Raw genomic sequence first — 24,438 nt, forward strand, 5'->3', positions numbered from 1 at the left:
CCCTTCCGGTCGTACGGTCGGAACCATGACGCAGCGGGCGAAAGACGACACGGACCCCGGGCTCGGCCGCGCCACCGGCCTCTCCACCGCGGAGGTCGCCGAACGGGTCGCGCGTGGCGAGGTCAACGACGTACCGGCCCGCAACAGCCGCTCCACCGCCGACATCGTCCGCGCCAACGTCTTCACCCGCTTCAACGCGATCATCGGCGTGCTGTGGGCGATCGTGCTGCTGGTCGCGCCGATCCAGGACAGCCTCTTCGGCTTCGTGATCATCGCCAACACCGGGATCGGCATCGTCCAGGAGCTGCGCGCCAAGAAGACACTCGAAGGGCTCGCCGTCATCGGCGAGGCCAAGCCCGCGGTACGCCGGGACGGCGCCACCGCGGGCTTGGCCACCTCGGAGATCGTCCTGGGCGACCTCATCGAGCTGGGGCCGGGGGACAAGGCGGTGGTCGACGGCGAGACGGTCGAGGCCGACGGTCTTGAGGTCGACGAGTCGCTGCTCACCGGCGAGCCCGACCCCGTACTGAAGCACCCCGGCGATCCCGTGATGTCCGGCAGCTTCGTCGTCGCGGGCAGCGGCGCCTTCCGGGCCACCCGGGTGGGCCGCGAGGCGTACGCCGCCCAGTTGGCCGAGGAGGCGTCGCGCTTCACCCTCGTCCACTCCGAACTGCGCATCGGCATCAGCACGATCCTCAAGTACGTGACGTGGATGATGGTTCCGACGGCGATCGGGCTGATCATCAGTCAGCTGGTCGTCAAACAGAACGACTTCAAGAACGCGGTCGCGCGCACGGTCGGCGGTATCATCCCGATGATCCCCGAGGGCCTGGTCCTGCTGACGTCGGTCGCCTTCGCGATCGGTGTCATCCGGCTCGGCCGCAAGCAGTGTCTCGTCCAGGAACTGCCCGCGATCGAGGGCCTGGCACGGGTGGACGTCGTGTGCCTCGACAAGACGGGCACGCTGACGGAGGGCGGGATGGACGTCACGGAGCTGCGCCCGCTGGGCGGCGCCGACGAGTCGTCCGTACGCCGGGTGCTGGCCGCGCTCGGCGCGTCCGACCCGCGTCCCAACGCCAGCCTCCAGGCGATCGTGGACGCGTATCCGCACGGCGACGGCGACGGCGGCAGGCCGGCCCGGACGCTGCCGTTCTCGTCGGCGCGCAAGTACAGCGGGGCGGCCTTCGAGGACGGCGACGGCACCGTGACCGGCTGGCTGCTGGGCGCGCCCGATGTGCTGCTGCCCGAGGGCGACCCCACGCTCGCCGACGTCGACCGGCTCAACGAGCAGGGGCTGCGCGTCCTGTTGCTCGCCCGTACCGCCGACGGAGTGGATCTGACCGCCCCCGAAGCGGCGGCCGGGGCGACGGCGACCGCGCTCGTCGTGCTGGAGCAGCGGCTGCGGCCCGACGCCGCGGCGACACTCGCGTACTTCGCCGAACAGCGCGTCGCCACCAAGGTCATCTCGGGCGACAACGCCGTGTCGGTGGGCGCCGTGGCGGGCAAGCTGGGCCTGGCCGGGGCGGACCGGGCGGTCGACGCCCGTCGGCTGCCCTCCGAGAAATCCGAGCTGGCCGAGGCGATGGAGGCCGGCACGGTCTTCGGCCGGGTCACCCCGCAGCAGAAGCGGGAGATGGTCGCCGCGCTCCAGTCACGCGGGCACACGGTCGCGATGACCGGCGACGGTGTGAACGACGTCCTGGCGCTGAAGGACGCGGACATCGGTGTGGCGATGGGCGCGGGTTCGGAGGCGACCCGGGCCGTGGCGCAGATCGTGCTGCTCAACAACAGCTTCGCGACGCTGCCTTCGGTGGTGGCCGAGGGCCGCCGCGTCATCGGCAACATCACCCGGGTCGCGACGCTCTTCCTGACGAAGACGGTCTACTCGGTGCTGCTGGCGATCCTGGTGGTGTGCTTCCAGGTCGAGTACCCGTTCCTGCCACGGCACTTGACGCTGCTGTCCACGCTGACGATCGGTGTGCCCGCGTTCTTCCTGGCGCTGGCGCCCAACAAGGAGCGGGCGAGGCCGCACTTCGTGCGCCGGGTGATGCGGTACTCGATCCCCAGCGGGGTGATCGCGGGGGTGACGACGTTCGTCACGTATCTGCTGGCCCGTCAGTACTACTCGGGACCGGGCTCGTTGGGCGCGGAGACCAGTGCGGCCACGCTCACACTGTTCCTCGTGACGATCTGGGTGCTGGCCATCATCGCCCGCCCCTACACGTGGTGGCGCATCGGCCTGGTGGTGGCGATGGTGGTGGCGTTCCTGCTCGTGCTGGCGGTGCCGTGGCTGCAGAACTTCTTCGCGCTGAAGCTGGTGGGCTCGGTCCTGCCGTGGACCGCCGTCGTCATCGCGGCGGTCGGCGCCGTACTGCTGGAGCTGGCGTGGCGGTGGGTGGACCACAGGACGGCGAACGCCGGCCCGCGGTCCACCCGCGCGGTTACTTGACGGTGAGGCCGTCACCCGCGGCGATGACCGCCGGGGTGGTGGACGTGCCCGCGAAGTTCCAGCGCCAGTAGCCGGTGACCGTCGCCTTGGCGGTGGTCTTCAGGTTTCCGGTGCTGTTGGTGGTGACCGTCTTGACGGTCGTGTAGGTGCTGCTGGTCTTCGGGCGGAACTGGAGCTGCACCGACTGGCCGGTGTAGCCCGCGTACTTGTACGTCTCCCAGTTGGCGCGGGAGAGCTTGCCGGCGATCGTGATCGTCGCGCCCTTCTTGGCCGGCTCGGGAGTCGCGTCGACCGTGATCTTCGACAGCCGCTGCAGCCCCGTCGTGCCCGCGGTGTCGTTCTGCGTGATCTCTCCGTCGTTGGCGAGCACGGCCGCGCCGACGTGCCACGACTTGGAGTCGCTGTTGAGCAGGAACGCCGGGTCGACCGTCACGGTCAGCGTGCAGGTCGACGTGGTGGCGCTGGCCGCCTTGCAGGTGGCCGCGTCCTCGTTCTGCCCGAAGCCGAAGCTGTTCGGATCGTCCAGCGTCGTGCCCGTCCACAGGACCGTGGAGGCGTCGATGATCCCCGAGTCGTCCGACGCGGTGATGGCGACGGTGACCGTCTTCGGCGCCGTCGTGCCGACGACGATCTTGGCGCCGCCGTTCACGACGACCTTGCTGACCACCGGGGCGGTCGCGGCGGCCCGCGCGCGCTGGCGCGCCTGCGGGCCGACGGTGTGCCCGCCCAGCTTCGAGTAGGCGAGGTGACCGGCGCCCGGGCGGTCCTTGGCCGGGGCGGCCTGCGAGGCAGGTATCGCCAGGGCCGACAGGGCCAGGGCGCCGGACACGACGGCGACGGTGGCGCGAATACGCATGTGTTCCCCAATGACTGTCTGGTCTGGAGCCTGGTGGCTCGAAGGATCAGACAACAACAGGGCACAAATGGTTGTGTTCGATGTGAACTCGAAGTGAAGTTTCTGCTGACGTCTACTTCACGGTGACACCGTCGGCCGGCGACGAGATCGGGTTGGTCACCGCGTCACCGAGGTAGTCGAAGCGCCAGAAGCCGGTGACCGTGGCCGTCGACGTGGTCTTCAACGAACCGGTGGTGGTCGACTTGATGCCCTTGACGTTGGCGTACGTGGTCGTCGTCGGCGGCCGGAACTGCAGCCGCACCGAACGGCCCGCGTAACCCTCGTACTTCCTGGTCTCCCAGTTGGCGCGGGTGAGCAGCCCCGTGATGGTCACGGTCGAACCGGCCGTCGGCGGCTCGGGGGTGACGTCGGCGGTCAGCTTCGCGAGCCGCTGGACCGCTGTCGACCCCGCGACGGTGTCCTGCACGACGTCCCCGTCGTTCGCCAGCACCGCGGCGCTCGCGTGCCAGGTCTGGGCGTCGGTGTTGAGCATCCAGCCCGGGTCGAGGCTGACGGTGAGTGTGCAGGTCGACGTGGTGGCACTGGCCGCGACGCAGCTGGCCGCTTCCTCGTTCTGGTCGAAGCCGAAGGCGTCGGGGTCGTTCACGTCGGCGCCGATCCACAGGAACGTGGAGGCGTCGGAGATGCCCGAGTCGTCGGAGGCCGTGACGGAGACGGTCACCGTCTTCAGCGCGGCGGCGCCGACCACGGTGGGCGCACCGGCGTTCACGACGACCTTGTCGATCGTCGGGACGCTCGCGGCGGCGGCCCGCTTCGCCTGCGGCGCGACGGTGTGCCCGTCCAGTGTGAAGCCGAGGTGGCCCCCGCCCGGGCGGGCGTGGGACGGGGCGGCCTGGGATGCCGGCATGGTCAGTGCCGACAGGGCCAGGGCGCCGGACACGACTGCGACAGCAGCGCGAATACGCATGTGTTTCCCCCCTGGGAAATGTGTTCTACGAGTGATGACCCGACAGATCACACATGACCGGCACGTAAAGGGGGCCTGCTGAAGATGGACGTGCCGTGAAGATCAGTCGAACCATCGGTCGCGCTCCAACTCCTCGGTGCGCGAGGGGTCTTCGATCAGCGCGGCCACCTCGAACCGCCTCGGCCACTGCCCCGCGGCCCAGGCGAGGCCGGCCGCCACGCCTTCGAGCGTCGCCGCGTGCAGCACCCCGTCCGGTGTCCTGCGCCAGTCCAACTCGACACCGCCCGCGACCAGCTCGTCGTGCTCCACATACGTCTGCGGGGTCGCGGCGCCCAGCAGCGCCCGTACCGAGGCCGGTACGGCATGCTCCTCACCCTCGGACGTCACCTCGGCGGCGACCACCTCACTGAGCCGCCGCACCTGCAACAGCTCGGCCAACTCGGCCACCCGCACCGGGGACACCGGCAGCAGCGCCTGCCCCGCCGCCAGCGGCAGCAGATCGGGCGCGTCGGCGACGACCGCGTCAGCGGCGTCCACGACGCGCACGACGCCGTCCACGACGACCCGCAACTCGTCCGGCAGCGTGACCTGTTCGGGATCGAGATCGGCGAGCGCCGAATACAGCGCGTGCAGCTGCGCCGGGGTCACGTCCCGCTCCGGCTCGGCCAGCCGGCCCAACAGCTCGGCGGCGCCGCCCGGTTCGTCCAGCAGCGCGGCGACCGAGGTCCGCACCCCGAGCGCGCGCAGCACCTGCACGTCGTCGAAGCCGGTCGCGTCCACCGGGTCGTAGAGCCCGGCCAGCAGCGGATCACCGTTCGCCGAACGCAGCCCGGCAGGCCGCCGCCCGTCGAGCACCGGATGGTCACGCAGCCACCACGCCGTGTACGAACGGACGCTCTCCGTCGTCCCGTCGGGCAGCAGCACCCGTACGGGCGAGGTCAGCGCGTCCCGCAGCGGCGGCCGCGCCAGCAGGGCCAGCGCCTGCGGCCAGGCATCGTCGTCCACGAGATCCAGGTCCCGTACGGCGACGATCTCCGTCGCGACCGGCGGCACCGGCGTCTCGGGCAGCCGGTCCAGCACGTCCTCGCACCACACGTCGACGGCGTCCAGCAGCCCGGCGTCGTCGGGCTCGGCGAAGTCGCCCTCGCGGGGCTCCAGTTCGTCCGGGTCCAGCACTATGTCCGAGGCCCGCACCAGCGCGAAGTTGGCGAGCACCCCGCACGCGGCGAGCGGCTGCTCGCCCCAGCGCTCGGCCAGCTCGCCGTCGCAGAAGGCCAGTTCGTCCTCGCGCATCACAGCCGCGAACGGGCTGCCGGGCAGCACCAGTTCACCGGCCGGTGCCAGCTCGCCGTCCTCGTCGGTCAGCGCCAGCGCCCCCAGCCACGGCTCGTCGCCCGGCTCAAGTCCCGCGTCCCGGACGAGCCGCAGCACCGTCTCGGCCAGCTCGTCGGCGTCCGGCGTGTCCGCGTCCTCGTCCCACACCTCACCCGCGTCCATCGAGGCCGCCACGGCGGCCCGTACCTGCGGGGTCGTCAGCACCGCGCGCGGCGTCGCCGGCAGCGCGCCCAGCTTCTCCAGCAGCGGATGCGCCGCGTCGGGATGCGCGACCTTCAGCCCCAGCCTGGCCAGCTCCGCCGGTGCCTCCGTGTCGGGCAGCGGCAGCAGGATCTGCCGCGGCCCGATCGCCGTCCGCCCGTTGGCCAGCGGCACCGGAAGCCCGGACAGCCGGTCCGGATCCACCCCCGTCAGCGACTCGTACAGCCTGCGCCACCACTCGGGCGCCCGCTCGGCCCCCGCGATCCGCTCGACGGCGTCGCCCAGCGGCAGCCGGCCCACGCCGAGCGTCCGCAGCTCCGTGCGGCGCTCAAGTCCCCCCGGCAGCAGCGTCGGCAGCACCTCGGCCAGCACCAGCACGGTCTCGGCGCTCGCGCCCTCCACGACCTCGGCCTCGAACGGCCGCAGCGCCTTCGCCGGCTCCTCCTCGTCACCCGGCCCCGCGGGAGCCAGGAAGGCGACCCTCGGCAGCCGCTCCAGGATCGCCGCCCGCAGCCGCCCGTCCAGCTCCCCCTTGCCGAGCGGCCCCGGCACCAGGTCGATGGTCCCCGTCGACACCGGCTCCCAGCCGCCCAGCAGCTCCGCGAAGCCCTCGGCCGCCTGCCCCACGAGGAAGTCGGTCAGCGGTCCCGGCGCCGGATGACGACGCGTCGGATCCAGCGGGAACGAGGCGATCAGCAGCGCCGGAACGCCCAGCGGCTCGTCGGTCGGCGTCGGCGCGTGCACGAACGGCGCCGTACGCGGCCGCGCGGGCGCGCCGTCGCCGTCCACCGGCACCGCCCAGGTGACCGACCAGTGCGGCCGCAGCCGCTCCTCCACGGGCCGCCCCTCCAGCAGCGCGGCCTCGGTGACCCCGCTGCGGGCCACCACCCGCCAGCGGTGGATGTCCCCGCCGCCCGCGCTGTCGTCCACATGCACGTACGGCCCGTCCTCGGAGCGCCGCAGCACCCGGTCGCCCTCGGGCGTCTCGACGACGACCTCGGCGAGCCCGGCGAGGGTCAGCAGCAGCGCGTCGTCGATACCGGCGAGCAGCCGCTCGACCAGATCGAGCGCGGCGGCGTCCCGCAGCGGCAGGACCACGGCGGTGTCGTACCCGTCCGGCACGGTGCCCTCGGCGGGCAGCGGCAGCCGCAGCAGCGGTACGTGCCCGTCACGGCGCCGCAGCTCGTCCCCGAGCCCCGGGCTGTCCTGCGCGGCCTCCTCGGTCAGCGCGCGGGCGTCGGTGAGCGACCAGCGCACGCCGCCGTCCCGCCCGATCACCGCGGGCTCGTCGCTGACGGCCAGCACAGCGGCGAACCCGACGCCGAACCTGCCCACGGCGGTCTCGTTGTCGTCCCGCTTGGCGGAGGCGCGCAGCGTGGACAGCGACTCGACGCCGACGGCGTCGAGGGGAGCGCCGGTGTTGGCGGCGACGAGCACGGCGTCGCCGTCTGTGGGGCGCCGCAGCGTGAGCCGCAGCTGCCCTTCGGTACCGGCCCGCGCGGCGGCGTCCGCGGCGTTCTGGGCCAGCTCGATGACGAGCCGGTCGCGGTAGCCGCCGAGCGCGAGGTCCTCCTCGGCGTTGGCGTCCTCCCTGAACCGCGCGGGACTGGCGCCCCAGGCGTCGAGCACTCCCCGCCGCAGCCGCGCAGTTCCGAACGGGTCGGAACCCTCGGTCGTCCTGACGCTCACGCTGTGACTCCGCTCTTGTTCTGGCCGACGTGTATCCGGCCGAAGGTACCGGGTCGCCGTCCGGCGGGGTGCGGTGCCTTGGGTGCGGGTCCGTGGTTGCGGGTCTTGGTTGCGGTTGTCGCCGGGGGCCGTTCCGGGGTCGTGTCCTGCGCTGCATGATTTACGGCGCGTACTCCCGAGACGCGGAGCCACCGCCGAGATGCGCCACAAATCACGCTCTACGCTCCGGACACCACCCCTGCACGACCCCCTTCACCCCCCGGCCCACAGGGCGGCAACACCTCGGCCCGCAGGGCACCGCTCACCCGCGCTGACGCGGTGGTCTGCTGGGACCCGCCGGGGGGAGGGGGCCGGGGCCGGAGGAGGGGGGTGTCCGGACGTAAAGCGAAGGAGCTCATGCGACAAGCAGTCCGGACACCCCCCTCCGCAGGACCCGGAACCCGCCACCAGACAGCGAGACCGCAACCAGGAACCCGCCCGAGGGCTACGGCTGGCTCGGGCCGTCCGTCGGCTCACGGCCCGTGCCCAGCGGGAACGCGTCCGCGCCCATCGAGTCCAGTACCGGCGGCGGTGGCCGCAACGGCGCCGGCATGACCGCCGCCTCCGAGTGGCCGCCGCAGCCGTACGCCAGCGAGACGACATGCCCGTCCGCCGGCGAGAACTCGTTCGCGCAGACGCCGAAGGCCTGCCTCAGCGAGCCCGCCAGCGGCATCAGGAAGCCGCAGGAGACGCACGGGGCGGGCGCCGCCTGCGCCATCGCCGTCTTGGGGCCGAACGATTCGTCCCACCGGTCGGCGGCGACGTGCAGGCCGTACCGGGACAGCACACGCGCCCGGCGCATGCCCAGCTCCTCGGCGACGGCCGCGATCGTGCCGCGCACCGGCAGCTCCGAGGGGGGCGCCGGCGACGACAGCGGCGGCGTCAGCTCCGCGTCCTCCGCCTCCACCAGGTCCGCCAGGTTCTGCGGAGTGACCACTTCCGGGACCACCGAGTTCGGCGGCGGCGCGTCCTCGCCCGTGTAGCCGGGCTCCAGGCGCAGATCCTCCGCCTCGGTGGGCAGCAGGTCGCCCGGGCCCATGTCGCCGGGGCGCAGCCGTTCGCTCCACGGCACCCATTCGGGGGCCAGCAGCGAGTCGGGGCCCGGCAGCAGAACCGTCTCGTCCAGCGTGACGAGCTTGGAGCGGGACGCGCGGGTCACCGTCACGGCCCAGCGCCAGCCCCGGTAGCCGGGCTCCTTGCATTCGAAGAAGTGGGTGACCACGCGGTCCCCGTCGGCCACCGCCGAAACATGCTCCCCCACGACGGCGGGCGCCGCCGTTTCCTCGGCGGCCGCCCTGGCGAGGTCTACCGCCTCGGCGCACAGACGGTCAGGGGTACGGCTTCGCGTCGTCGCAGCACTCACAGGTCTCGCTTCTCTCCTACGCCGTATCACGGGTGCGCCGGCCGATCAGCGGTGTACGAGCCGAGGGCGGAGCGGACCTGGGGACCGCATCGACGTCCAACGCCCGACCACTTCCCGGGCACACCTACCGTCATCCATTCTGCGGGATGACGAAGAGGCGCGCGGCCGAGAACAACCGCCGGTGGCGCGCTACGCACGCTACCCCCTCTCTCGCCCCCCGCCCACCTGCACGCCGTCTCTTCCCGCAGTTCGGACAACACCGCAACAAGGCCGTGACCCTACGGAGGGCCGGGTGAGGAGGGGTCGGAGCGGCGCGGCGCCCGGCCCCGTCATGGCCGAGATCGGTTCGGTTTCCCGGCGTGTGGGGCACTATGACGGGGTGGCAGCCGCAAGGTCGTCCGATGACGCCGGCTCGCTCCGCAAGACGGCGCGGGCCATGAGTCGTGCCCTGAGGGCGCCGTTCACCCGCACGGCGAAGGGGATCCGCAAGGTCACGCACGCCCATGGGGCGGGCGAGTCCGGGCTGGGAAAACTGATCGAGCTGCACGCCGTGAACGGCGCGGGCGACGTCATGATCACGGTCGCGCTCGCTTCCACGGTGTTCTTCTCCGTGCCGACGGACGAGGCGCGCGGCCGGGTCGCCCTGTATCTGGCTGTGACGATGGCGCCCTTCACCCTGCTGGCCCCGGTGATCGGTCCGCTCCTGGACCGGGTGCCGCACGGCAGGCGCGCCGCCATGGCCATCGCGATGCTCACCAGGGCCGTCCTGGCCATCGCGATGTCGAGCGCCGTGGCGACCGGGGGGCTTGAGCTGTATCCGGCGGCGCTCGGCGTGCTGGTCGCGTCGAAGGCGTACGGGGTGGTGCGCAGCGCGGTCGTACCGCGGCTGCTGCCGCCGCGCTTCCCGCTGGTGCGGGCGAATTCGCGGGTGACGCTGGCCGGGCTGCTGGCGACGGGGATCGCCGCCCCGATCGGGGCGGGGCTGCAGTCGCTGGGGTCGCCGTATCCGCTGTACGGGGCGTGCGCGATCTTCCTCGGGGGTACGTTCCTGGCGCTGTCGATGCCCGCCAAGGTCGACTCGGCGAAGGGTGAGCGCAAGGCGCAGCTGCTGGCGCACGGGAAGACGAAGCGGCCCAGTCTGCGGTCGGTGGGGCCTTCGGTGCTGCACGGCCTTGAGGCGAACTCGGCGCATCGCGCGCTGTCCGGCTTCTTGATCTTCTTTCTCGCGTTCCTGCTGCGGGAACAGCCGCTGTCCGGGCTGAGCGAGGCCGTCTCGCTCGGCATCGTGGGGGTGTCGGCCGGGGCGGGGAACGCGCTGGGTACGGCGGTGGGCGCCGCGCTGAAGTCCCGGGGTCCCGAGGTGATCATCGCCTCGATGCTGGGGATCGCGCTGACCGCGGCTGTCTTCGCCGCGCTGTTCTTCGGCGGGGTGATGGTGGCGATCCTGTGCGCCGTCGCGGGTCTGACGCAGGCGCTGTCGAAGCTGTCGCTGGACGCGGTGATCCAGCGTGACGTGCCGGAACAGGTCCGTACGTCGGCGTTCGCGCGGTCCGAGACGGTGCTCCAGATGGCCTGGGTGGTGGGCGGCGCGGTGGGTATCGCGCTGCCGCTCAACGGGGTGCTGGGGATGTCGGTCGCGGCGAGCGTCATCGCGGTCGGCGCGATCGCCGCTGTACGGGGGCTGCTGGGTGCGGCCAGACGCGGCTCGCCGCACCCCCGCGCCGCCTGAGCCGGAACGACCGATAGCCTTCGGCCCATGACCGTTGCGTTCTTCTCTGGTAAGGGCCGCAGGGCCGGTGTCGCCCTCGGTGCCGTGTCGGCCGGGCTCCTCGTCCTCGCCGCCTGTGACAAGCCCACCCCCATCGCCACCGTGACGGTCGGGACGAGTACGACCCACACCGAGGCGTCCTGCTACAACGACGGCAACGCGATCAAGTCGGGCGACGTCAAGCCCTGCCTGAACGAGAAGGCCGGCCACAGCATCAAGGTCGCCAGCGAGGACACGGTCAGGTTCGGGGTCGACCCGAAGATCGCCGACCACGGCTGGGAGCTGTTCCTCAACGGCCAGCAGGCCGAGGGCACGCCGAGCAAGACGACGTACCGCACCTTCCCCGGCGCCTCGTTCTTCCAGGCCAACCAGCAGACCGGCCAGCCCGCCCCGGACAGCCTCCAGGTCAGCGTCGTGGAGATCGGCGGCGCCGGCGGCCAGGAGATCTTCGGTGTCTGGCACTTCGAGCTCAAGAAGAAGAAGTCCTGACGCTGCCATGCGCGTACTGGTGGTGACGGCGGTCGCGGCGGAGGCGGACTCCGTCGTCGCCGGGCTGACCGGGTTCGAGCGCCGCGAGGTGCCCCCGCTGCCCGGTGGTCGCACCCTGACCGCCGGTACGACGGGGGGCGGCGCCCTGGTGGGCGTCCTCGCGGGCGGGGTCGGACCGGCCGCCGTCGCCGCGGCCACGGCCACGGCGCTGGCTGTCGGTGACCCGTACGACCTGGTGGTCTCCGCCGGCATCGGCGGCGGCTTCGCGCCGCATGCCCCGCTCGGCTCGGTCGTCGTGGCCGACGCCGTGGTGGCCGCCGATCTGGGCGCCGACACGCCCGACGGCTTTCTCGCCGTCGAGGAACTGGGTTTCGGCCGCGGCGTCCATCTGCCGCCCGCGGAGCTGACGGCCCGGATGGCCGTGGCGACCGGGGCCGTACTCGCCCCCGTACTGACCGTCTCGACCGTGACCGGCACGGCCGCCCGTACGGCGGAGCTGACCGCACGTCACCCCCGGGCAGCCGCCGAGGGGATGGAGGGCTTCGGCGTCGCCGAGGCCGCGGCCGGGTACGCCCTTCCCTGTGCCGAGCTGCGCGCGATCTCCAACGTCGTAGGACCGCGCGACCGGGACGCCTGGCGGATCGGCGCGGCGCTGGAGTCGCTGCGGCGCGCGGTCACGCTGCTCACCCCCGTTTTCGAGGAGTCGTCATGACCCTGCAGATCGCCTATTCGCCCTGCCCCAACGACACGTTCGTCTTCGACGCCTGGGCGCACGGCCGGGTGCCGGGCGCGCCGGCGCTCGATGTGACGTTCGCGGACATCGACATCACCAACGGCATGGCGGAGCGGGGTGAGTTCGACGTACTGAAGGTCTCGTACGCCGTGCTGCCGTGGGTACTGGACGAGTACGCGCTGCTGCCGTGCGGCGGGGCCCTGGGCCGTGGCAACGGGCCGCTGGTCCTCACGCGGGACGCGGACACCGATCTGACGGGGAAGACCGTCGCCGTGCCGAGCGAGCGCTCGACGGCGTATCTGCTGTTCCGGCTGTGGGCTGCGGACGTCGTCCCCGGCGGGGTCGGCGAGATCGTCGTCATGCCGTTCAACGAGATCATGCCTGCGGTGCGCGACGGCAAGGTGGACGCCGGTCTCGTCATCCACGAGGCGCGTTTCACCTATCAGGATTACGGGCTGAATTCGCTGGCCGACATGGGCGAGCACTGGGAGACGACGACGGGGCTGCCGATCCCGCTGGGCGCGATCATCGCGAAGCGCTCGCTGGGCGAGGAGACGCTGCGGCTGCTCGCCGAATCGGCCCGTACGTCGGTGCGGATGGCGTGGGACGACCCGGCGGCGGCGCGGCCGTACGTGGACGAGCACTCCCAGGAGATGGACCCGGCCGTCGCCGACCAGCACATCGCCCTGTACGTCAACGAGTTCACCGCCGACCTGGGCGAGGACGGCTACGCGGCCGTACGCGGCCTGCTGACGCGGGCGGCGACCGAGGGGCTCGTACCGCCCCTCGGCCCTGACGCGCTGCGTTTCGTGTAGCCGTGCCGTCGGGTGGGCGGGCCGGTCAGACGTCGAGCTGGTCGGCCACCGCGCGGAGCAGTCCGGCGATCTTCTTGCCGTGCACCTTGTCGGGGTAGCGGCCGCGCTCCAGCATCGGGGAGATGTTCTCCAGCAGGGTCGTCAGGTCCTGGACGATCGAGGCGAGTTCGTCGGGCTTGCGGCGCTGCGCGGCGGCGACGGAGGGCGCGGGGTCCAGCACCGTGACCGACAGGGCCTGGTCGCCGCGCTGGCCGGCCACGACGCCGAACTCCACACGCTGGCCCGGCTTGAGCGCGTCGACTCCGGCGGGCAGGACGGACGAGTGCACGAAGACGTCGCCGCCGTCGTCGCGGGAGAGAAAGCCGAAGCCCTTCTCGCTGTTGAACCACTTGACCTTGCCGGTAGGCACGTCTGTCCTCGTCCTCGTTCTCGTAAGGGGCGCGCTCCGGCCCGCCGGGGCGCGCGCAGCACGGAAAAAACGCTCTGGAGAGCACTACAGCGGGCCCGTTGACCCGCCATCCCCAAGGCTAGTGGTCCAGGGGCTGGTGACAAGACGTCGCCGGACGGTTCCTGTCCGCTCCCGTCGGCATGGAACTACCCTGGTGAGGTGACTGCTACTCCTGCACCCCGCACCGCGGACGAAGCCGCTCCCGGCGACGGCCTGGTCCGTATCGGCGCGATCGTCTTCATCGTCGGCGCCGTCGCCACGCTGGTGACCGTCGCGCCGCTGTTCCTCGGCACGCGTCCGTTTCCTTCGGTGGCCTACGCGATCTGCATGCTGATGGCGGTCGGGTTCGTCATCGCCGCCGTCGGCATACTGCGCACGATCGGCGCGCAGCGCCGTCAGGCGAAGTCGGCCGCGGCCGCGTCGCGCGCGGGGCGCTCGGCCGCGTAACCGCGCAGCCAGTTGGGGAAGGCCGTCAGGTCACGCAGGATCACCTCGGCGCCGGCGGCGCGCAGCTCCTGCTCGTCGCAGGGCCCTGTCGGTACGCCGACGGAGAGCGCGCCGGCCGCGCGGGCGCCGCGTACGTCACCGGTGTGGTCGCCGACGTACACCGTCGCGCCGTACTCGCGGAGCGCTTCCGCTTTCGCCTCGGCCCACAGCCAACCGACCACGGCGTCGGGTTCGATGCCGAGGTGGGAGAGGTGGAGTTCGGCGTTCGGCTCGTGCTTGGCCGTCACGACGATCGCCCGGCCGCCGAGTTCCTGGACGGCGGCGACGGCGGCGCGGGCGCCGGGCATCGCGAGGGTCGGGGTGATCGCGAATGTGGGATAGATCTCCCGGTAACGGTCACCCATCTCCTCTATCCGGTCCTCCGGGAACCACTGCGCCAACTCCTCGTCGAGCGGCGGACCGAGCCGCGTCACGGCGAGGTCCGCGTCGATGAAGACGCCGGTCTCGGCGGAAAGTGCCTGGTAGGCGGCGTGGATGCCGGGTCGCGAGTCGATGAGCGTCATATCGAGGTCGAAACCGACAGTGGGTCCTTGCCGCGCCGTGAGGGATGCCATGAGACCCATTGTGCCCAGGTCGGCGGCCGGATCCGGCTGGCTAGACTTAGCCAAGCCTAACCATCCCGGGGACACGTCTTCGCTGTCTCCGCCCGCTGATCTTGTTGATTGGTCCTGATGCCAGCCGCCGCCCCGACGAGCCCGAGTGCCACCCCGAACACCGGTCGAAGGACCCAGGACGAAGGCGCTCCCGGTGCCCGGCGGGCCGTGCTCGCCCGCCGGGCCGGCTGGACCGCGGCGGCGGTCGTCGCCCTGCTGCTCGCGGTGCTGCTGAGCCTCGGCGTCGGGGCGCGGGCCGTCGGCCCGTCCGCCGTGTTCGACGCGCTGCTGCACGGCGGGCACAGCGACGACGCCGAAGTCGTCCGCCAACTCCGGGTGCCCCGCACCCTGCTGGGGCTGATGGTCGGTGCGGCGCTGGCGCTGGCGGGCACCGCCTTGCAGGGCATCACCCGTAACCCGATCGCCGACCCGGGCATCCTCGGCATCAGCCAGGGCTCGTCGGTGGGGGTGGTGCTGGCCATCTCGGTGGCCGGTGTGCACACCCTGTCCGGTTATGTGTGGTTCGCCTTCGCGGGCGCGGCCGTCGCTTCGGTGGTGGTGTACGCCATCGCTTCGAGCGGCCGGGGCGGTGCGACGCCGGTGAAGCTGGCGCTGGGCGGCGCGGCCGTCAACGCGCTGCTGGTGTCGGTGACTCAGGGCGTACTGACCACGAACGCGGCGACGCTCGACGAGTTCCGCTTCTGGCAGGTGGGGTCCGTGGCGGGGCGCGATGCCGGAGTCGCGGGCCAGGTCTGGCCGTTCCTGCTGATCGGCGCGGTGCTGGTGGTGTCGGTCGCGCGCGGGCTGGACGCGCTGGCGCTGGGCGACGACGTCGCGAAGGGGCTCGGCCAGAACGTCGCCACCGTACGGATCGTGGGCGGCGTCGGTGCGACGCTGCTCACCGGCGCCGGGGTCGCTGCCGCCGGGCCCATCGCGTTCGTCGGCCTCGCCGTACCGCACATCGCGCGGGCCATCGTCGGCAGCGACCACCGGTGGGTGCTGCCGATGGCGGCGCTCGTCGGTCCGGTGATGCTGCTCGTGTCGGACGTGATCGGCCGGATCGTCTTCCCGCCGAGCGAGGTCCCCGCAGGGGTGATGACGGCGCTGATCGGCGTCCCGTTCCTGGTCTTTCTCGTCCGCAGGAAGGCGGTACCGGCATGACGGCGCCTGTGGCTGTCCCGGTACGGCCCGCCGGTTACGCGCGGGTGCGGGCGGGGCGCGGCTCGTTCCTGCTGCACCGGCGGGCGGCAGCGGTGGCCGGCGTGCTGGCGGTGCTGCTGGCCGCCGTGTGCGTCGCGTATCTGTGCGTGGGCGAGAGCTTCGTGGCGCCCGGCGAGGTGCTGAAGGTCGTCTTCGGCCGGCCGTCCCCCGACCAACTGGTCGTCGGCACGCTGCGGTTGCCCCGGATGGTGCTGGGGCTGCTGGTCGGGGTGGCCTTCGGGATCGCGGGCGCGCTGATCCAGACCGTCGCCCGCAATCCGCTCGCGAGCCCCGACATCATCGGCATCAGCCAGGGCGCTGGCGCGGTGACGGTCGGCGCGATGACGTTCGGCGTCACCTCATACACGGCGCTCCCGTACCTGTCGGTCGGCGGCGGACTGCTGGCAGCGGCGCTGGTGTACGCCTTCGCGTGGCGCGGCGGGCTGCACGCGACGCGCTTCGTGCTCATCGGCATCGGCTTCGCCATCGCGCTGCGGTCCGTCACGACCCTGTTCATGACGAAGGGCGACGTGCTGGTCGCCCAGCAGGCCCAGGTGTGGATGACGGGCTCGCTCAACGGCCGTGGCTACGACGAGGCGGCGCCGCTCGCACTCGTCCTGCTGGTGCTGACGCCCGCCGTGCTGTGGGCGGCGTACGCGCAGCGCACGGTCTCCATGGACGACGACACGGCGCTGGCGCTGGGCGTACGGCTCGGCCGGGTCCGGCTCGGCCTCGTCGTCCTGGGCGTGATCCTGGCGTCGGTCGCGACGGGCGCGGCCGGTCCCGTCGACTTCGTGGCGCTGCTGGCGCCACAGATCGCGCGGCGGATGACCCGTACCGCGCAGATCCCGCTGCTGTCGTCGGCGCTGATGGGCGCGTTCGTCGTCGTGTTCGCCGATCTGCTGGCGCGGGTGGTGCTGGCGCCGACGGAGCTGCCGGTGGGCGTCCTGACGGCGGCGGTGGGCGCGCCGTACCTGATCTGGCTCATCATTCGCAGCCGTACCGCAGGAGGAAAGTGATGAGCAGGCTCACGGCCCGCGATCTGACGCTCGCCTACGACGACCGCACGGTGGTCCACGACCTCGATCTGGCCGTCCCCGACGGCCGGGTGACGGTGATCGTCGGCCCGAACGCCTGCGGCAAGTCCACGACGCTGCGGGCGCTGGGGCGGCTGCTGAAGCCGCGCCGGGGCGCGGTGCTGCTGGACGGCGCGGAGCTGGCGAAGATACCGACGAAGAAGATCGCCCGGGCGATCGGTCTGCTGCCGCAGTCCCCCGCAGCCCCGGAGGCGATCACCGTCGCCGACCTGGTCTCACGGGGCCGCCAGCCGCACCAGAGCTGGTGGCAGCAGTGGTCGGACGAGGACGAACGCGCCGTCACGGAGGCGATGCGCCGCACGGACGTGACGGCGCTCGCCGACCGCCCGGTGGACGAACTGTCCGGCGGCCAGCGGCAGCGCGTCTGGATCGCGATGGCCCTGGCCCAGGAGACGGACCTGCTGCTGCTGGACGAGCCGACGACGTTCCTGGACATCGCCCATCAGGTGGAAGTCCTGGACCTGGTCCGGCGCCTCAACCACGACCAGGGCCGCACGGTCGTCATCGTCCTCCACGACCTCAACCAGGCAGCCCGCTACGCGGACCACCTGGTGGCGATGAAAGAGGGCCACGTGGTGGCGGAGGGCCCACCGTCGGAGGTGGTGACGGCGGCCCTGGTACGCGAGGTCTTCGGCCTGGAGTCGGTGGTCATCCCCTGCCCGGTGACCGGCGCGCCGCTGGTGGTCCCGGGAGAGCCGTACCGCCCGGAGGGCGGGGAGGGCTCGGAGGTGCCGGAGGCCACGGAGCCGGCGAAGGGATAGGCGCGTGCCCCTTGGCGGGGGCGCGGGCCCGTGCGGCTGTGCGTCAGCGCCCGGAGGGCGGGCCGCTCGCCGGGCCGCGAAGGGGCAGACGGGGTGCGGGCCGAGGGCTGCCGACCCCGGGGCGGCCGTAGCGCGCCACCGGCACGGCTGTGCGCGGGTGCCGGCTCCCGGACCGTGCCAACGGGCCCTGGTCGGGCCCGTGTCAGGACCGCCGTCCGGCCGATCAGAGCAACGCGCACGCGTACCGGGCCGGCATCTCGCCGTCCCTGCGACGGGCGCACCCGTGGCGTCCGAGGCGGGCGCGGCGCGAAGGTTCGCGGCTGCGGAAACCGTCAGCCGCGGCGCCTCGCTCGCCAGACCAGGTACAGGGCCGAGGCCACGGCCGCCGTGCGGACCACTACCGGCCAGAGGCCTGACAGGGCTTCGCCCATGCCGCCCTGCGGGATGGGGTTGCCCCAGCGGCCCGCCGTTTCGCCCCAGAGCCAGACCAGGCCGCCCGCCGCCGCCACGCCCGGGAGGCCGAAGACCGCCCATTTCGCTTCCGCGCGGGACAGCGTTCGTGAGGCGTAGGCGAGGAGCCAGCCACCGCCCAGGGCCAGCCAGGAGCCCAGGAACGCACCGGCCACCAGCAGGGCCGCCGCCAGCAGCAGGAGCGGGTTCGACAGGCCGGCTCGGGCCTTCTCCGGTTTGCCCTCCGCGCCGCGGCGGCGGCGCAGACGCAGCCGGCGGACGACGAGCGGCGGCGGGGCCGCTTCCACCGGGCCGGTGTCTTCGTCCGCTTCGTCGGACTCCGCCGCGCCCGGCGGTTTCCGGGGCCGCATCGGCGGCTTGAGGAGTTCGGGGATCTCGACCCCGCCCACGAACCCCGGCACGTCCGTGCCCGCGCCCATCGAGCCCAGGCCGCCCAGCGGACCCGGTTCGACCCGCCACCAGTCGGGGGCCGCGCCGGTCGGGCCCATCTCGTCCATGCCCGCCAGATGCGGCGGCGCCCCTTCCGGGGCCGGCGGCGGGGAGTCCGACTTCTGGCGCGGGATGTCGGCCCGGCGCCCGCGCCCCGGCGCGCGGCCCCAGCGGGTGCGCTGCTCGGGGACGGCGGGCGCGGGCGGTTCGGGGGGCGGTGAGTACGTGACGGCGCCGCCGTCACCCGCTCCGGTCGCCGCGCGCACCACCTCGTCCGGCTCACCGAGGCGGCCCAGGATGCGGCGCACGGACGCGGGGTTGTCGCTGCCGAACTTGCCGCGCTGCCGGTCGATCTCGTTACGCAGGGTCGAGACCAGTCTCATCCGGGTCCCGGAAGGCAGCTGCTGTTGCTGGGCCACATCCCCGACGCGGCTCAGATAGTCGTAGACGAGCTGATCGCTCTCGATCCCCACACAGCCCTCCGCACAGACCACTTCACACATGACGTCCGCTCGCGATGGTGTCGGAGTCATCCCCGTACGTCCAGCCCGTGACGGCCGGTACGGGCCCCTCGCGCGACGGCGGCGCGCGGGCCGGGACCCGCCGAGGGGCTACCTTGGGGCGGATGGGGAACCAGCGAGCCCGAACAGGAGGCGCACGTGTCACAAGGAACCGGCGGTACGCCACCGCGCACGCTCGCGGAGGCCCTGCGCGGCCGGGGGGACGAGTCACTCACCGCCCTGCTGCGCGCGCGGCCCGACCTGCTGTCGCCCGTGCCGAACGACATCTCGCAGCTCGCGACCCGGGCCGGCACCCGCGCCTCCGTCGTACGCGCGCTGGAGCGGCTCGACCGGTTCACGCTGCAGACCGCCGAGGCGCTCGCCGTCGCCCCCGAGCCCGCCGAGTACGACACGCTGCGCGCGCTGCTCACCGGCGACGAGGGTGACGAGCGGATCGCGCAGGGCGTCGCCACCGCCGTGGCGACCCTCCGCGACCAGGCGCTGATCTGGGGCGACGACGACCGGCTGCGGCTGGTCCGCACCGCACGGGAGATCCTGGCCCCCTCCCCCACCCACCCCTCGCCGACCGGGCTCGGCCCGACCGTCGCCGAGGCCACGGTCGGCATGTCGCCGACGCGGCTGCAGGAGATCCTGACCGCCGCGTGGCTGCCGAGCACGCACGACCCGGTCTCGGCCGTCGCCTCCCTCACCGAGCTGTTCACGGACCGCACGCGAATGGCGGCCCTGCTGGACACCGCGCCGATGGAGGCCCTGTCGGTGCTGGACCGGCTGGTGTGGGGCCCGCCGTACGGCGAGGTCACCTCCAGCCCCACGCCGCCCGTGCAGTGGCTGCGCGACCGTGGCCTGCTGCTGCCCGCGTCGACCCGCACGGTCGTGCTGCCGCGCGAGGTCGCGCTGCATCTGCGCGCGGGCCGCGCGCACCGCGTGGTCGAGCCGGCCGCGCCCGCCGTCGCCGCCCGCGCCGAATACCGTCCACAGGTTGTGGACAGCGCGGCGGCGGCCCAGGCGTTCACCGCGCTCGGCACCATCGAGGAGCTGGCGAAGGACTGGAACGAGGGCGGCCCGAACGTGCTGCGGGCCGGCGGCCTGTCCGTACGCGACCTCAAGCGCACGGCGACAGCCCTCGGCGTCACCGAGACCCTGGCGGCCTTCTGGGTCGAACTGGCCTTCGCCGCAGGGCTGCTGGCGGCGGACGGCGAGTCCGACGAGCGGTACGCACCGACCCCCGCGTACGACGACTGGCAGGAACTGCCCGACCCCGAGAAGTGGGCACGTCTCGTCACCGCCTGGCTGACGGCGACCCGCACGCCCGGTCTCGTCGGCACCCAGGACACCAAGGGCCGCACCCTCGCCGCGCTCGGCCCCGACCTCGACCGCGGTCCGGCTCCCGAAGTACGGCAGCGGGTGCTGCACCTGCTCGCCACCCTGCCCGAGGACTCGGCCGCCGACCCGGAGTCGCTGCTGGAGCGGCTGCGCTGGGAGCGCCCGCTGCGCACCGCCGCAGCGGCGGGCCGGCCCGAGGACCTGCGGTCCAGGCTGGCCGCCTGGACCCTCGGCGACGCCGAACTGCTGGGCGTCACCGGGCGCGGAGCGCTGTCGTCACAGGGCCGCGCGCTGCTGACACCCCCCGGCGCCGCGTCCGGCACCGCATCCGCCGCCGACCCCGGCGCCCCCGCCCTCACCCTCACCGACGCCGAACTCTCCGCCGCCACCCAGCGCGCCGCCCACGCGCTCGCCCCGCTCCTTCCTGAACCCCTCGACCACGTCCTCCTCCAGGCCGACCTCACCGCCGTCGCCCCCGGCCCGCTGCTGCGCCCCCTGGCCGAACTCCTCTCCGTCGCCGCCGAGATCGAGTCGAAGGGCGGCGCGACCGTCTACCGGTTCACACCCGGATCCGTACGGCGCGCACTCGACGCCGGACAGACCGCCTCCGACCTGCACGAATTCCTCAAGACGCACAGCCGTACGCCCGTACCGCAGCCGCTCTCCTATCTCATCGACGATGTGGCCCGCAGACACGGCCACCTGCGGGTCGGCGCCGCGTCCGCGTACGTACGCTGCGACGACGACGCGCTGCTCGGCGAAATCCTCGCCGACAAGCGGTCGCAGGGACTGCGGCTGCGGCGCATCGCCCCGACGGTGCTGGCCGCGCAGGCCGACCCGACGACGCTGCTCGAAGGCCTCCGGTCGATGGGCCTCGCGCCCGCCGCCGAGTCCGCCGAGGGCGACGTACTGATCACCCGGGCCTTCGCCCACCGCACCCCGGCCCGCACCGCCCCCGCCCCGGTCCCCGACGGCCCACGCGCCCCCGAACCCGTCCTGCTGGGCGCTGCGGTGAAGGCGATCAGGGCCGGCGACCTGGCGGCGACGGCCGTCCGTAAACCGGGCTCGGAACCGGTGGCCACCGGCGACCTGCCCCGGACGAACGCGGCCGAGACCCTGGCCACCGTCCAGGCGGCGGCGATGACCGGCGCGACCATCTGGATCGGCTACGTCAACGTGGACGGCGCGGCCAGCCAGCGCGTCATCGCCCCGGTACGGGTCGAGGGCGGTTTCGTCACCGCGTACGACCACACGGCGGACGTCGTACGAACCTTCCCCCTGCACCGCATCACAGGAGTAGCCGAACTGGCCGACGACCCGGCCTGACGAACTCGCGACGGACATGAAGGAAGCCGCGGTGCGATCCGTCCTGGATCGCACCGCGGCTTCGCTCATGTCCCTATGCGTACCAGCGACCACTGACAACGGGCGTTCGCCCAGGTCAACGCCTGGATCGTGCCAAACGGTTGATCCGTTCGCTCCACGAGGGGGCCTCGACCTTGGCGGATGTCGCCTTGGGGGTGAGTTTGGGCTTGGCGGTCTTCGGCTTCGTGAGCGTCTTCGTACTCGCCTTCGTCGTGCCCGCCTTCGTCGTCGGCTTCGACTTCGGCCGCAGCCTGGAGGCCGGCCCGCGCTCCGTCTTCGTGTCCACCGTCGTCTTCGGCTCGGAACGCTCGGAACGCTCCGAACGGGCCGACCGCTTCGTCCGCTCCGACCGCTTCTGCGAATCCCTCTCCACCGGCGCCACACCCAGCGAGTGGTACTTGCGGCCGATACGGCGGCCCAGCAGCAGGTACCCGATCAGCGCACCGCTCGTGTTCATGATCACGTCGTCCACGTCGAAGGCGCGGCCCTCGACGATCGAGCCCTGCGCCAGCTCCACCAGCACCATGACCACGGCCGTCAGCAGCACGACCCGGATCATCCGCAGCCTGCGCGGCACGAGCACCGGAAGGATCAGCCCGAAGGGCACCCCCATCACGATGTTGCCGCCTATCTGCTTGCAGGCGGCCAGGAAGGTGTAGTCCTCCAGGTATTGCCGCAGCGAGCGGCCCGGGTGCAGGTTCGATCCGGCGATCTGCGCGGAGGCGGGCGAGGGGGTCAGCGTCAGCTCCGCCAGGACGACGGAGAAGGCGACCAGCGCGACGAAGGCCACCACAAGTATCAGCACTCTTAAGGCGGTTCGGCGCCATGGATTTCTGGCCGGGGCGGCGACTCCGGACGTGGCCCGTTCCGTTTCAGCGGTCATGACACCCTGCTGCCCGCACAGCGCCCGGATAAGCGGTTGGGAGCGCACCGCCCCGTATCGGTTCCCGATGCGCGACACTGGACGTTTGGCATACGGAAAGGGCGCCGCTGTGAATGGACCTCTCATCGTCCAGAGCGACAAGACACTGCTGCTTGAGGTCGACCACGAACAGGCTGACGCCTGCCGCCGCGCCATCGCTCCGTTCGCCGAGCTGGAGCGGGCTCCCGAGCACATCCACACCTACCGGCTGACCCCGCTCGGGCTGTGGAACGCGCGCGCGGCCGGGCACGACGCCGAGCAGGTGGTCGACGCGCTGGTGGAGTTCTCCCGCTATCCCGTTCCGCATGCCCTGCTCGTGGACGTCGCCGAGACGATGGCGCGCTACGGGCGGCTCACGCTCTCCAAGCACCCCTCGCACGGTCTGGTGCTGACCTCGACCGACCGCCCGGTGCTGGAGGAGATCCTCCGCTCCAAGAAGGTCGCGCCGCTGGTCGGCACGCGGATCGACCCGGACACCGTCGCCGTCCATCCCTCCGAGCGCGGCCAGATCAAGCAGACGCTGCTGAAGCTCGGCTGGCCCGCCGAGGACCTGGCCGGTTACGTCGACGGCGAGGCGCACGCGATCGAGCTGCACGAGGAAGGGTGGGCGCTGCGCCCGTACCAGAAGCAGGCAGTGGAGAACTTCTGGCACGGCGGCTCAGGCGTGGTCGTGCTGCCCTGCGGCGCGGGCAAGACCCTGGTGGGCGCCGGTGCGATGGCGCAGGCCAAGGCGACGACGCTGATCCTGGTGACCAACACCGTCTCGGCCAGGCAGTGGAAGCACGAACTGGTGAAGCGCACCTCGCTGACCGAGGAGGAGATCGGCGAGTACAGCGGTACGCGCAAGGAGATCCGCCCGGTCACCATCGCCACGTACCAGGTGCTGACGACGCGCCGTAAGGGCGTCTATCCGCATCTGGAGCTGTTCGACTCGCGCGACTGGGGGCTGATCCTCTACGACGAGGTGCATCTGCTGCCCGCGCCCGTGTTCAAGTTCACCGCCGACCTCCAGGCGCGTAGGCGGCTGGGGCTCACGGCCACGCTGGTACGGGAGGACGGCCGCGAGTCGGACGTGTTCTCGCTGATCGGTCCGAAGCGTTTCGACGCGCCGTGGAAGGAGATCGAGGCGCAGGGCTACATCGCGCCCGCCGACTGCGTCGAGGTACGCGTCAATCTCACGGACAGCGAGCGGCTCGCGTACGCGACGGCCGAGACCGAGGAGAAGTACCGCTTCTGCGCGACGACGGCGACGAAGCGGAAGGTGACCGAGGCGCTGGTGCGCAAGCACCAGGGCGAGCAGACCTTGGTCATCGGGCAGTACATCGACCAGCTCGACGAGCTGGGTGAGCATCTGGACGCGCCGGTCATCAAGGGCGAGACGAGCAACGCGCAGCGCGAGAAGCTCTTCGATTCGTTCCGGCAGGGCGAGATCTCGGTGCTGGTGGTGTCGAAGGTCGCGAACTTCTCGATCGACCTGCCGGAGGCGACGGTCGCGATCCAGGTGTCCGGGACGTTCGGCTCGCGCCAGGAGGAGGCGCAGCGGCTCGGCCGGGTGCTGCGTCCGAAGGCGGACGGGCACGAGGCGCGGTTCTACTCGGTCGTCGCGCGGGACACGATCGACCAGGACTTCGCCGCACACCGGCAGCGCTTCCTGGCCGAGCAGGGTTACGCGTACCGCATCATCGACGCGGACGAGCTGCTGGCCGGGAACTGATCCCGGGGGCGGACCGACCACGGGCCGGCCGGGCGTCAGCGGCGCTTGACGCCCGCTTCTTCGGCGAACTCGCCGAGTACGGCCACGCCGATCGCGGCGCTGACGAACGACTTGACCGCGCGCAGCGCGCCGCCGAGCCGGGGAGTGGAGTGGCCGGCGGCGGCGGTTCCGGCCGCGCCGTGCGTGGGGGTGAAGGTCGTTGTGGTCATGTGTCCAGCATGGCCGCGGGGCCCGTCCCCGGCATCGCTCCGCAGATTGAACCGTACGGCCGGCCGCGTATGCCCTGAGTCGTACGGCATCCCCTACGGGACGGAGGCGGCCGTGTAGTCCTCACGGGAGTCGCCGCCGGAAAAGCATTCGCGCCGTACGTGGGCCGCTGACTA

20 protein-coding genes are annotated in these 24,438 nt (G+C 72.5%); 11 read left to right on the forward strand and 9 right to left on the reverse strand.

Translation table 11 applies throughout. From position 1 onward, the window contains the following. Window positions 1-25: 25 nt before the first annotated feature. Window positions 26-2,449, forward strand: a complete 2,424-nt coding sequence (locus tag OHS57_RS16680; protein ID WP_328582466.1) for an HAD-IC family P-type ATPase — start codon at window positions 26-28, stop codon at window positions 2,447-2,449. Here the strand turns inward: OHS57_RS16680 and OHS57_RS16685 are convergent. The 4 genes from OHS57_RS16685 to OHS57_RS16700 form a co-directional block, all read right to left on the reverse strand. Then, a complete protein-coding gene (locus OHS57_RS16685; RefSeq protein WP_328582467.1) occupies window positions 2,442-3,305 on the reverse strand; it encodes a DUF5707 domain-containing protein in 864 nt (287 codons plus the stop codon). The two genes, OHS57_RS16680 and OHS57_RS16685, sit on opposite strands and share 8 nt — an antisense overlap. 112 nt (window positions 3,306-3,417) lie before the next feature. After that, on the reverse strand, window positions 3,418-4,272 hold the full coding sequence (locus OHS57_RS16690; RefSeq protein WP_328582468.1) for a DUF5707 domain-containing protein: 855 nt from the start codon (window positions 4,270-4,272) through the stop codon (window positions 3,418-3,420). Window positions 4,273-4,374: 102 nt separating this feature from the next. Then, window positions 4,375-7,497 carry a sacsin N-terminal ATP-binding-like domain-containing protein gene (locus tag OHS57_RS16695; protein WP_328582469.1) on the reverse strand — a complete coding sequence of 1,041 codons (3,123 nt, stop codon included), beginning with the start codon at window positions 7,495-7,497 and terminating at the stop codon, window positions 4,375-4,377. A gap of 484 nt (window positions 7,498-7,981) precedes the next feature. Further along, window positions 7,982-8,899: a DUF3027 domain-containing protein gene (locus OHS57_RS16700; protein WP_041988427.1), complete on the reverse strand. Its 918-nt coding sequence runs from the start codon at window positions 8,897-8,899 to the stop codon at window positions 7,982-7,984. 379 nt (window positions 8,900-9,278) lie between these two features. Here OHS57_RS16700 and OHS57_RS16705 point away from each other — a divergent pair, with 379 nt between their 5' ends. The 4 genes from OHS57_RS16705 to OHS57_RS16720 are packed head-to-tail and all read left to right on the forward strand — an operon-like array spanning window position 9,279 to window position 12,704. Continuing rightward, a complete protein-coding gene (locus OHS57_RS16705; protein ID WP_041995948.1) occupies window positions 9,279-10,628 on the forward strand; it encodes an MFS transporter in 1,350 nt (449 codons plus the stop codon). A 27-nt stretch (window positions 10,629-10,655) separates the two neighbouring features. Next, window positions 10,656-11,156, forward strand: a complete 501-nt coding sequence (locus OHS57_RS16710; protein WP_041988424.1) for a hypothetical protein — start codon at window positions 10,656-10,658, stop codon at window positions 11,154-11,156. Between the two features lie 7 nt (window positions 11,157-11,163). After that, a complete protein-coding gene (locus OHS57_RS16715) occupies window positions 11,164-11,868 on the forward strand; it encodes a futalosine hydrolase (RefSeq protein WP_328582470.1) in 705 nt (234 codons plus the stop codon). Then, window positions 11,865-12,704 carry a 1,4-dihydroxy-6-naphthoate synthase gene (locus OHS57_RS16720; RefSeq protein ID WP_041988419.1) on the forward strand — a complete coding sequence of 280 codons (840 nt, stop codon included), beginning with the start codon at window positions 11,865-11,867 and terminating at the stop codon, window positions 12,702-12,704. The genes OHS57_RS16715 and OHS57_RS16720 overlap by 4 nt, the downstream gene beginning before the upstream one ends. 25 nt (window positions 12,705-12,729) lie before the next feature. Here OHS57_RS16720 and OHS57_RS16725 read toward each other — a convergent pair whose 3' ends face one another. Next, on the reverse strand, window positions 12,730-13,113 hold the full coding sequence (locus OHS57_RS16725; RefSeq protein ID WP_041988417.1) for a cold-shock protein: 384 nt from the start codon (window positions 13,111-13,113) through the stop codon (window positions 12,730-12,732). A gap of 198 nt (window positions 13,114-13,311) precedes the next feature. Here OHS57_RS16725 and OHS57_RS16730 point away from each other — a divergent pair, with 198 nt between their 5' ends. Continuing rightward, on the forward strand, window positions 13,312-13,599 hold the full coding sequence (locus OHS57_RS16730) for a hypothetical protein (RefSeq protein ID WP_041988414.1): 288 nt from the start codon (window positions 13,312-13,314) through the stop codon (window positions 13,597-13,599). Here OHS57_RS16730 and OHS57_RS16735 read toward each other — a convergent pair. Beyond that, window positions 13,548-14,213, reverse strand: coding sequence for an HAD family hydrolase (locus OHS57_RS16735; RefSeq protein WP_041988411.1), 666 nt, complete (start codon window positions 14,211-14,213; stop codon window positions 13,548-13,550). The genes OHS57_RS16730 and OHS57_RS16735 overlap by 52 nt on opposite strands. A gap of 117 nt (window positions 14,214-14,330) precedes the next feature. On the opposite strand from OHS57_RS16735, the gene OHS57_RS16740 reads away from it, so the two are divergent. From OHS57_RS16740 to OHS57_RS16750, 3 genes are read left to right on the forward strand one after another with little or no spacing between them, the layout of a single operon-like run. Next, window positions 14,331-15,413, forward strand: coding sequence for a FecCD family ABC transporter permease (locus OHS57_RS16740; RefSeq protein WP_328582471.1), 1,083 nt, complete (start codon window positions 14,331-14,333; stop codon window positions 15,411-15,413). Beyond that, entirely contained in the window at window positions 15,410-16,471 is a 1,062-nt protein-coding gene (locus OHS57_RS16745) for a FecCD family ABC transporter permease (RefSeq protein WP_328582472.1), read from the forward strand. Before OHS57_RS16740 ends, OHS57_RS16745 begins: the two co-directional genes overlap by 4 nt. After that, window positions 16,471-17,310, forward strand: a complete 840-nt coding sequence (locus OHS57_RS16750) for an ABC transporter ATP-binding protein (protein WP_328582473.1) — start codon at window positions 16,471-16,473, stop codon at window positions 17,308-17,310. The genes OHS57_RS16745 and OHS57_RS16750 overlap by 1 nt, the downstream gene beginning before the upstream one ends. 332 nt (window positions 17,311-17,642) lie before the next feature. Here OHS57_RS16750 and OHS57_RS16755 read toward each other — a convergent pair whose 3' ends face one another. Beyond that, window positions 17,643-18,683, reverse strand: a complete 1,041-nt coding sequence (locus tag OHS57_RS16755) for a hypothetical protein (RefSeq protein WP_328582474.1) — start codon at window positions 18,681-18,683, stop codon at window positions 17,643-17,645. A 186-nt stretch (window positions 18,684-18,869) separates the two neighbouring features. Here OHS57_RS16755 and OHS57_RS16760 point away from each other — a divergent pair, with 186 nt between their 5' ends. Next, entirely contained in the window at window positions 18,870-21,380 is a 2,511-nt protein-coding gene (locus tag OHS57_RS16760; RefSeq protein ID WP_328582475.1) for a helicase-associated domain-containing protein, read from the forward strand. A gap of 115 nt (window positions 21,381-21,495) precedes the next feature. Here OHS57_RS16760 and OHS57_RS16765 read toward each other — a convergent pair whose 3' ends face one another. Then, window positions 21,496-22,224 (reverse strand): VanZ family protein, encoded by a 729-nt coding sequence (locus tag OHS57_RS16765; RefSeq protein ID WP_328582476.1) that lies wholly within the window; start codon window positions 22,222-22,224, stop codon window positions 21,496-21,498. Between the two features lie 187 nt (window positions 22,225-22,411). Here OHS57_RS16765 and OHS57_RS16770 point away from each other — a divergent pair, with 187 nt between their 5' ends. Beyond that, window positions 22,412-24,055 (forward strand): DNA repair helicase XPB, encoded by a 1,644-nt coding sequence (locus OHS57_RS16770; RefSeq protein WP_041988397.1) that lies wholly within the window; start codon window positions 22,412-22,414, stop codon window positions 24,053-24,055. Window positions 24,056-24,090: 35 nt separating this feature from the next. Here OHS57_RS16770 and OHS57_RS16775 read toward each other — a convergent pair whose 3' ends face one another. Continuing rightward, window positions 24,091-24,264: a hypothetical protein gene (locus tag OHS57_RS16775; protein WP_328582477.1), complete on the reverse strand. Its 174-nt coding sequence runs from the start codon at window positions 24,262-24,264 to the stop codon at window positions 24,091-24,093. Between the last annotated feature and the right edge of the window lie 174 nt (window positions 24,265-24,438).

Source organism: Streptomyces sp. NBC_00370, assembly GCF_036084755.1.
In the GTDB taxonomy this organism is placed as follows: domain Bacteria; phylum Actinomycetota; class Actinomycetes; order Streptomycetales; family Streptomycetaceae; genus Streptomyces.

Bases quoted from the DNA above. Each gene is read 5' to 3' on its own strand.
- OHS57_RS16680 (WP_328582466.1), top strand. From the start codon at position 26: ATGACGCAGCGGGCGAAAGACGACACGGACCCCGGGCTCGGCCGCGCC.
- OHS57_RS16685 (WP_328582467.1), bottom strand. From the start codon at position 3,305: ATGCGTATTCGCGCCACCGTCGCCGTCGTGTCCGGCGCCCTGGCCCTG.
- OHS57_RS16690 (WP_328582468.1), bottom strand. From the start codon at position 4,272: ATGCGTATTCGCGCTGCTGTCGCAGTCGTGTCCGGCGCCCTGGCCCTG.
- OHS57_RS16710 (WP_041988424.1), top strand. From the start codon at position 10,656: ATGACCGTTGCGTTCTTCTCTGGTAAGGGCCGCAGGGCCGGTGTCGCC.
- OHS57_RS16715 (WP_328582470.1), top strand. From the start codon at position 11,164: ATGCGCGTACTGGTGGTGACGGCGGTCGCGGCGGAGGCGGACTCCGTC.
- OHS57_RS16720 (WP_041988419.1), top strand. From the start codon at position 11,865: ATGACCCTGCAGATCGCCTATTCGCCCTGCCCCAACGACACGTTCGTC.
- OHS57_RS16735 (WP_041988411.1), bottom strand. From the start codon at position 14,213: ATGGCATCCCTCACGGCGCGGCAAGGACCCACTGTCGGTTTCGACCTC.
- OHS57_RS16740 (WP_328582471.1), top strand. From the start codon at position 14,331: ATGCCAGCCGCCGCCCCGACGAGCCCGAGTGCCACCCCGAACACCGGT.
- OHS57_RS16745 (WP_328582472.1), top strand. From the start codon at position 15,410: ATGACGGCGCCTGTGGCTGTCCCGGTACGGCCCGCCGGTTACGCGCGG.
- OHS57_RS16750 (WP_328582473.1), top strand. From the start codon at position 16,471: ATGAGCAGGCTCACGGCCCGCGATCTGACGCTCGCCTACGACGACCGC.
- OHS57_RS16775 (WP_328582477.1), bottom strand. From the start codon at position 24,264: ATGACCACAACGACCTTCACCCCCACGCACGGCGCGGCCGGAACCGCC.